The organism is Halobacterium sp. CBA1126 (genome assembly GCF_009741975.1).
GTDB lineage: Archaea > Halobacteriota > Halobacteria > Halobacteriales > Halobacteriaceae > Halobacterium.
Genome location: NZ_WPCF01000120.1, coordinates 1 through 6,888 on the forward strand (window position 1 = coordinate 1; position 6,888 = coordinate 6,888).

Sequence of the window (6,888 nt, forward strand, 5' to 3'; positions counted from 1 at the left end):
CCGCGCCGAACGCCGCCACGTCCCCGCCCGCCAGCGCCGGGAGCACGCGCCGCGTCACCACCCCGGAGATGCGGTCGGCGAGCCCGGGGTCGGCGGCCTCGACGGCCGACCGCATGCTCGCGTCCTCCTCGCTGCCGTCGCGGCCGGGTTCGGCGTCCGGGCGCACCAGCAGGAACCGCCAGTCCTCCGGAATCCGGTGGCGCGCGGCGACCGGCGGCACCGCCCACTCGCCGCGAGCGGGCGCTTCCGTCGTGAACAGCCCCGTCGGGTGGCCGCGTCCAGCACGAACCCGCCCGCCTCGAACGTCGCGACGCCGACGCCGCTGCGCCCGCCGCGGCCGAGTTCGGGCGCGAACTCGCGCGACGTCCGCGTTCCGGCCGTGCGCTCGCGCCGTAGCCGCCAGCACCGCGAGCGCGAGCTGCGTCCCCGAGCCGAGGCCGACGTGCGGCGGCAGCTCCTCGCGGACCGCGAGGTCGACGCCCGGCACGCCGAGCACCTCGCAGGCGCGCTCGGCGTGCTCGCGCGCCCGCTCGTGGTCGCAGCGCAGGTCCTCGGCCGGGTCGGCCTCCACCGCCACCCGCGGCCGGTCGAGCGCGACGCCGAGGCTGCCGTACAGCCGGTCGTGGGACAGCGAGAGGTTCAGGAAGCCGAAGTGGAGTCGGCCGCCGCTCTCGACCCGGACAGTCATGCCCGCAGGTTCGCGGCCCGCGGTGTTGGCGGTTCTGCCGCTGGCAAACCTTCCCGGTACCCGCGCCGGGCGAACATCATCGCCTCGCCGCGGTCTCCCGGCAACATCTGTTCAGTCGGCGGGCTTTAACCCCTGCGCCGGCAACCCCTACGCATGAGTCAGCAGAAGGACCCCGACTTGCGGAGCAACGACGTCACCGAGGGCGTCGAGCGCGCTCCCCACCGCGCGATGTTCCGCGCGATGGGCTACGACGACGCCGACTTCTCCTCGCCGATGGTCGGCGTCGCGAACCCCGCCGCCGACATCACCCCGTGTAACGTCCACCTCGACGACGTCGCCGAGTCGGCCGTCGACGGCGTCGAGGCCGGCGACGGCATGCCCATCGAGTTCGGCACCATCACCATCTCGGACGCATCTCCATGGGGACCGAGGGGATGCGCGCGTCGCTCATCTCCCGGGAGGTCATCGCGGACTCCGTGGAGCTCGTGGCGTTCGGCGAGCGCATGGACGCCCTCGTGACGGTCGCGGGCTGCGACAAGAACCTCCCCGGCATGATGATGGCCACCATCCGCACCGATCTCCCGTCGGTGTTCCTCTACGGCGGCTCCATCATGCCCGGCGAGCACGACGGCCGCGAGATCACCGTCCAGAACGTCTTCGAGGGGGTCGGCGCGGTCGCGTCCGGCGACATGAGCGAGGACGAACTCGAGGAGATGGAGCGGGACGCCTGCCCGGGCGCGGGCGCCTGCGGCGGGATGTTCACCGCGAACACGATGGCGTCCATCTCGGAGGCGCTCGGGCTCGCGCCGCTCGGCTCCGCGAGCCCGCCCGCGGAGAGCGACGAGCGCTACGACGTCGCGGAGCGCGCCGGCGACCTCGCCGCGGAGTGCGTCCGCGAGGACCGCCGCCCCTCCGACATCCTCACGCGGGAGAGCTTCGAGAACGCCATCGCCGTGCAGGTCGCGCTCGGCGGCTCCACGAACGCCGTCCTCCACCTGCTCGCGCTCGCGGGCGAAGCCGGCGTCGACCTCGACATCGAGGACTTCAACACCATCAGCGACCGCACGCCGAAGATCGCGAACCTCCAGCCCGGCGGCTCGCGCGTGATGAACGACCTCCACGAGGTCGGCGGCGTCCCGGTCGTCCTGAAGCGCCTGCTCGACGCCGGCCTCGTCCACGGCGACCAGCTCACCGTGACGGGCCGCACCATCGCCGAAGAACTCGACCACCTCGGCGTCGACGGCGACGTGGACGAGGACGTCGACTTCCTGAAGCCCGTCGACGACCCGTTCCACGAGACCGGCGCCATCACCGTGCTCACGGGGAACCTCGCGCCCGACGGCGCGGTCCTCAAGGTCACGGGCAAGGACGAGACCCAGCACACCGGCCCCGCTCGCGTCTTCGAGAGCGAGGAGGACGCGATGGCGTACGTCCAGGAGGGCCACATCGAGTCCGGCGACGTCATCGCCATCCGGAACGAGGGCCCCCGTGGCGGCCCCGGGATGCGGGAGATGCTCGGCGTCACCGCCGCCGTCGTCGGCCAGGGCCACGAGGACGACGTGGCGCTGCTCACCGACGGCCGGTTCTCCGGCGCGACCCGCGGCCCGATGGTCGGCCACGTCGCCCCGGAGGCCGCCTCCGGCGGCCCCATCGCGCTGCTGGAGGACGGCGACGAGGTGACCGTCGACGTGCCGAACCGCGAGCTCTCCGTCGCGGTCTCCGAGGACGAACTCGCGGAGCGCCGCGAGGAGTGGGAGGAGCCGGAGCCGCGCTACGACTCCGGCGTCCTCCGGAAGTACGGCGACCAGTTCGGCTCCGCCGCCGACGGCGCGGTCACCAACCCCGCGGCGAAGCCCGAGTAGCTACTTCCGGGAGAGGAACTCCGGGAGCCGCAGCCGGTCGAGGTCCTTCTTCGGGAGCGTGTCGACGTCCATCCGGTCGAGGAGCTCCGGGAGGTCCACGCGGTCGCTGCCGCTCCCGCTCGTCTCGACGTCGCCGCCCTCCGCGTCCTTGTACGTGATGAGCTTCGACCAGACCGCGCGCTCGCGGGACGGGAACTCCGAGGGGTCGACGTCGCCGTCCTCGGACGCCAGCCGGCTGTCGAGGTCCGCCGCGGAGGTCTTCCCCTCGTCGTAGGCCATCTCCACGAGCGACCGGCCCGCGGCGGCGACGAGCTGGCGGTACTCCTCGGGGTTGCGGTCGCCGAGCGCCGCCGCGACGCCGAGCGCGTACGCCCGCCAGACCGCCTCCTCGCGGTCCAGCTCCTCGCCGTCCCAGTCCCGGGAGAAGGACTCGTCGTACATCACTCCGGCCGGACCTTCCGTCCGGGGTCGACCTGCAGGCCGTCGCCCGTGAAGGAGACGTCCCGGATGTCGCAGTCGATGTTCGTGCCGCGCATCTTCACCAGCTGGACGCCGCGGGTCATCCCGCCGCCCTCCAGGAAGTTGTGGAGGAAGATGACGCCGTGAGCGAGGTAGTGCTCCTCGGCGTACGCGGTCGGGTCGGTCATCTCCGAGACCAGCAGGACGGTGGCGTCGGTCTGCTTGAGGCCGGTCGCGAAGTGCGTGACCTCCGCGTCGGCGTCGTCCGCGAAGTGCGCCAGCAGCATCGTCGAGTCGACGACCACGCGGTCGTAGTCCTCCTGGCGGATCATCGACGCGAGCCGCGAGGACAGCCCGGACTCGCGGCCGTACTGGGTGAGCGAGCGCCGCGAGCGCTCCCGCGTGAGGTTCAGGAACTCGAAGTTCTCGGCGTTGGCCGCGCGCTCGAACCCGAACTCGTAGTTCGACATGTCGTCGACGAGCTCGTTGCGCGTCTCGTGCATCGTCACGTACAGCACGTCCTCGCCGTTCTTCACGCCCTCCGTGACGTACTGGGCGGCGAGCGTGGTCTTCCCGCTGCCCGGCGGCCCGCTCAGCGTGTACAGCCGGCGCGCCGGGAGGCCGCCGTCGAGGAGGCTGTCGAGCCCGGCGACGCCCGTCGAGAGTCTCATCGGTGGTCCCCACGCGGCCCACGCTTAAATCCCTCCGTGTTCGCTCGTTTTCACGTCGCTACCCGGCGCCGTCGGCGGATTCCGTCGGCCGCTCGCCGCGTGCACGTGGGGCTGCCGCGTGGCGGTCGCCGCGGCCGCCCGTGCTACGCTCTGCCGTGCTACCGGCCGTCTCGGAAGGGTTATCAGTGCATCCCGCCTACCTGTAGTCGCAATGGCAACCGGTACGGTTGACTTCTTCAACGACACTGGCGGTTACGGATTCATCGAGACTGAGGACGCGGACGAGGACGTGTTCTTCCACATGGAAGACATCGGCGGCCCGGACCTGGAGGAAGGTCAGGAAGTCGAGTTCGACATCGAGGAGGCCGACAAGGGCCCCCGCGCCACGAACCTCACCCGGCTGTAATCCCGGCACTCTTTCGCTGAACTAAACTTTCCGATTTTTGTGACCAACACCGAATAGCGGCGCGTCCGCCCCCGGCGGGCCGGCGACCGCGCAGCCGCCGGCTCGATGTCACTCGCTCGCTGCTGATTCGTCGCCGGCGACGTGGACGAGCAGGTCGCCGCGCACGTCCGCGAGCACCGTCGCGCGCTCGTGGCGTTCGACGCGCTCCCGGTCGACCTCGTGGGCCTTCCGGACGACGACGCCGCCCGCGTCGTCGGTGAGAATCTCTTTGACGCGCACCAGCCGGTGCGGCTTCACGTACTCGTAGACGTCCCGCAGCGCGGGCGGCGAGTCGGTGTCGACCGTCCCGATGACCGTCGCGCGCAGCCGGTCGTCGGGCGCGATGTCCGCGGCCTCGATGGAGACCCGCCGGCCGAACTTCTGGGACATCGCCGGCAGCACGCTCTCCTGGGTCTGCCGGGACGGCTGGGTCTCCGTCGACCGCAACACCACCCGGTACGTCACGGGCATGCGCGCCGCTACCACGCCAAGTCACATCATACCACGTGGTAGCTATCAGAACACTGTCTCGTCCCGCGCCCCGAACTGCTGCTCCCGCCGCGTCTCAGGTCTGGCCGATTGCCTGCCTCGACTCCGCCCCGCACTCCCGGCACGTCGACACCCGGTACGGCCGCCGCGCGAGCGACGAATCAGCCGCGCGCTCGACCAGTAAGTCGACCGTGACGTCGTGAGGCGTCTCCCTGCAGCAGTTCTCGCACGTCTCCCGCCGGCTGTCCCCGCCTGGTGCGTCGCTCCCCATCGGATACCACCAGAGTAGGCGGCTCGCACTCATTCGTTCGCTGCCTAAACAGCTAGGAACGGTGGCGGGTGGTCGCGGCCGTGACGGGCGGTCCTCCGTCACAGCCGCTGTCGGCGTGAACGGGGACATGCACGGTCTGGTAGAAGCTCGGTGCGTTCGCGATTTCTGCGTGACGAAGCCGACGCTGCGGAACGCTGCGTCAGTGACGCCCGGACGGGTCCGGGCGAAGTTGAAGTGGGACCGCCGAGATTCGAACTCAGGTCCTACGGACCCCATCCGCAGAGGATACCACTACCCCACGGTCCCGCGTTTCGGACGAGGCGGCGTCCGGCATTAAGGCCTTCGTTTCCGAACCGGCTCACACGAGCACGCGCTCGAGGTCGACGACGGTGCCGCTGTCCGCGTCCGGGTCGCCGGCGAAGCGGCCGAGGCAGACCGCGGCGCCGTTCGGCGTGTAGCACGCGACGAGCTGGTCGCGCTCGGCGTCGTCCGCGTCGATGACGCCCGGCGCGTAGACGGGCGCGCCCTCCGCGACCTGTTCGGCGGCCGACGGCGCGATGGTCACCGACGGGATGTGTTCGAGCGCGCGCTCCGCGGGCGCGAGCACGTCGCGGAGCGCCGCCTCGGGGTCGCCGCCCGGCGGGCTGGTGTCGTCCTCGTCGCGCAGCCACGCCAGCGCGTCCGCGAGGTCGTGCAGCGTCGACAGCGTCGTGTCGTCGAACGGCGTCGTCGCGGTGCGGCGGAGGTGGCCCATGTGCGCGCCGGTGCCGAGCGCGCGCCCGAGGTCGTGGCAGAGCTTCCGGACGTACGTCCCGGACTCGCAGCGAATCCGGAGCAGCGCCTGCCGCTCGCTCACTTCGAGCACGTCGAGGTCGTGGATTTCCCGGACGCGCAGGCGGCGCGCGACCGCGGACTTCCGCGGCGGCTTCTGGTAGGTCGGGCCCTCGAACTCCTCGACGACGCTGTGGAGGTTCGCGGGCGGGTCGGCGTGCAGTTCGAGGACGGCGACGTACTCCTTCGGGCCCTCCAGCAGCGCGGGCGCGAGGCGGGTCGCCGCGCCCGTCAGAACGGGGAGACAGCCCGTGACTTTCGGGTCGAGCGTCCCGGCGTGGGCGGCCTTCTCGACGCCGACCATGTCCCGGATCCACGCCGACACCTGGTGGGCGGACGGCCCCGGCGGCTTGTCGAGGTTGACGACGCCGAACTCGAGGACGTCGTCCGGGTCGCGGTCCGCGGGGGCGTCTCGGAGCATCGTCAGAACTCGTAGTCGACGTCCTCGATGGGCGCTGGCCCCTCGTCGTCGGACGGCGCGTAGTTGTCCACGGCGTACAGGACGATGTCCGTGACGGCGTCGGGCCCCCAGCGCGCGGTGTTCACCGAGAGGTCGTAGATGGTGAGGTCGTCGAAGTCGATGCCGTAGTAGTCGGCGTACCGCGCGCTCTCGGAGTCCTCGCGCTTCTCGGTCTCGGCGCGCGCGGTCGCCGGCGTCTTCTCCTCGCGCTCGGCGATGCGGCGCGCGCGCACGCTCAGCGGCGCGTCCAGCCAGATCTTGATGTCGGCGTACTCGCCGGCCATCCAGCCCGCGAGCCGGGACTCGAGGACGACGTCGTCGCGGTCCCGCGCGGTCTCGCGGAGCTGTCGGTCGAGGTCCTTGTCGATCTGGGGGTCCTCCTCGGCGAGCTCGTTGAACTCCTCGAGGCTGAGCCCGCGGTCCTCGGCGAGCTCGCGGAAGATGTCCCCCCCGGAGATGTGGTCGTACCCGAGGTGGTCCGCGAGCGCGGACGCCACCGTGCTCTTCCCGCTGCCCGGCGGCCCGGAGATCGTGACTAACATATCCGTGCTGGGAGCGGCGCGGACAAAGAGGTTTTGAACCTGAACCCGGCGTGCTGCGGTTTCGCGCGAAGTGAGCATTCGCGAGCGCCGCATGGCGCGAGCGATTCACTCCACGAGTGAGCGCAGCGAGGCGCGAAGTATGAGCGCCTCGGAATATGCGAACGGCGTAG

The 6,888-nt window shown here is 71.3% G+C and carries 7 protein-coding genes, 1 tRNA gene and 2 pseudogenes; 2 read left to right on the forward strand and 8 right to left on the reverse strand.

Annotation, left to right across the window (positions count from 1 at the left end; translation table 11 throughout):
• Positions 1-688: pseudogene (locus tag GJ634_RS13195) on the reverse strand (beta-ribofuranosylaminobenzene 5'-phosphate synthase family protein); the annotation flags it as partial.
• Positions 689-841: 153 nt separating this feature from the next.
• On the opposite strand from GJ634_RS13195, the pseudogene ilvD reads away from it, so the two are divergent.
• Positions 842-2,550 (forward strand): annotated as a pseudogene (gene ilvD, locus GJ634_RS13200) (dihydroxy-acid dehydratase).
• Here ilvD and GJ634_RS13205 read toward each other — a convergent pair.
• Positions 2,551-2,991 carry a hypothetical protein gene (locus tag GJ634_RS13205; RefSeq protein ID WP_157503344.1) on the reverse strand — a complete coding sequence of 147 codons (441 nt, stop codon included), beginning with the start codon at positions 2,989-2,991 and terminating at the stop codon, positions 2,551-2,553.
• Positions 2,991-3,680, reverse strand: coding sequence for an RAD55 family ATPase (locus tag GJ634_RS13210; protein ID WP_157503345.1), 690 nt, complete (start codon positions 3,678-3,680; stop codon positions 2,991-2,993). Before GJ634_RS13210 ends, GJ634_RS13205 begins: the two co-directional genes overlap by 1 nt.
• A gap of 211 nt (positions 3,681-3,891) precedes the next feature.
• On the opposite strand from GJ634_RS13210, the gene GJ634_RS13215 reads away from it, so the two are divergent.
• Complete coding sequence (locus GJ634_RS13215) at positions 3,892-4,086, forward strand: cold-shock protein (RefSeq protein WP_157501931.1); 195 nt, start codon at positions 3,892-3,894, stop codon at positions 4,084-4,086.
• Between the two features lie 108 nt (positions 4,087-4,194).
• Here the strand turns inward: GJ634_RS13215 and GJ634_RS13220 are convergent, their stop codons facing one another.
• The 5 genes from GJ634_RS13220 to cmk all read right to left on the reverse strand — a co-directional run bounded on the left by GJ634_RS13220 (position 4,195) and on the right by cmk (position 6,718).
• Positions 4,195-4,596 carry a hypothetical protein gene (locus GJ634_RS13220; RefSeq protein WP_157503346.1) on the reverse strand — a complete coding sequence of 134 codons (402 nt, stop codon included), beginning with the start codon at positions 4,594-4,596 and terminating at the stop codon, positions 4,195-4,197.
• 94 nt (positions 4,597-4,690) lie between these two features.
• Positions 4,691-4,885, reverse strand: a complete 195-nt coding sequence (locus GJ634_RS13225) for a hypothetical protein (RefSeq protein WP_157503347.1) — start codon at positions 4,883-4,885, stop codon at positions 4,691-4,693.
• A 235-nt stretch (positions 4,886-5,120) separates the two neighbouring features.
• A tRNA-Pro gene (locus GJ634_RS13230) sits at positions 5,121-5,191 on the reverse strand.
• 52 nt (positions 5,192-5,243) lie between these two features.
• Complete coding sequence (locus tag GJ634_RS13235; protein WP_157503348.1) at positions 5,244-6,137, reverse strand: RNA-guided pseudouridylation complex pseudouridine synthase subunit Cbf5; 894 nt, start codon at positions 6,135-6,137, stop codon at positions 5,244-5,246.
• A 2-nt stretch (positions 6,138-6,139) separates the two neighbouring features.
• A complete protein-coding gene (gene cmk, locus GJ634_RS13240) occupies positions 6,140-6,718 on the reverse strand; it encodes a (d)CMP kinase (RefSeq protein WP_157503349.1) in 579 nt (192 codons plus the stop codon).
• Positions 6,719-6,888: the final 170 nt, after the last annotated feature.

Bases quoted from the DNA above. Each gene is read 5' to 3' on its own strand.
- GJ634_RS13220 (WP_157503346.1), bottom strand. From the start codon at position 4,596: ATGCCCGTGACGTACCGGGTGGTGTTGCGGTCGACGGAGACCCAGCCG.
- GJ634_RS13225 (WP_157503347.1), bottom strand. From the start codon at position 4,885: ATGGGGAGCGACGCACCAGGCGGGGACAGCCGGCGGGAGACGTGCGAG.
- GJ634_RS13210 (WP_157503345.1), bottom strand. From the start codon at position 3,680: ATGAGACTCTCGACGGGCGTCGCCGGGCTCGACAGCCTCCTCGACGGC.
- GJ634_RS13205 (WP_157503344.1), bottom strand. From the start codon at position 2,991: ATGTACGACGAGTCCTTCTCCCGGGACTGGGACGGCGAGGAGCTGGAC.
- GJ634_RS13215 (WP_157501931.1), top strand. From the start codon at position 3,892: ATGGCAACCGGTACGGTTGACTTCTTCAACGACACTGGCGGTTACGGA.
- cmk (WP_157503349.1), bottom strand. From the start codon at position 6,718: ATGTTAGTCACGATCTCCGGGCCGCCGGGCAGCGGGAAGAGCACGGTG.
- GJ634_RS13235 (WP_157503348.1), bottom strand. From the start codon at position 6,137: ATGCTCCGAGACGCCCCCGCGGACCGCGACCCGGACGACGTCCTCGAG.